Raw genomic sequence first — 345 nt, forward strand, 5'->3', positions numbered from 1 at the left:
CGCACTGGCCCTCGACGTACCATTCGTGAATCTGAAATGATAGCACCACCAAGTTCTCGGGCAACCCATATCCTGACTGTATGTGGGTGATGCGGGCCATGAACTCGCGGTCTTGGACCCGGCCCTCACGAAATTCACGCACAAACAGCCAATCACGAACCTGAAAATTGCGGTCGTTGACTCGCACCTCCGCTTTCTTGGACCCGGACCACGCGTCTTCAAATGGAATAGGGTCCGATTTAAGATCGTGGACCTCGGGCCGTCGCTCACTGGTCATTCATTTCTCCCAAGTTAGGCACTTCTTTTGTACGTCTCTTCTTCCGATCACCTGATCCTGTAGATGAT

General features: G+C 52.8%; 1 protein-coding gene. It reads right to left on the reverse strand.

All coding sequences use genetic code 11. The annotated features are described in order from the left end of the window. On the reverse strand, window positions 1–277 hold a 277-nt coding region (locus tag AC1RPJ_RS08005), incomplete at its 3' end, for a DUF3850 domain-containing protein (protein WP_481762880.1). Window positions 278–345 lie beyond the last annotated feature (68 nt).

It is taken from the genome of Dellaglioa sp. CoH-57-MRSF-17 (assembly GCF_056782015.1).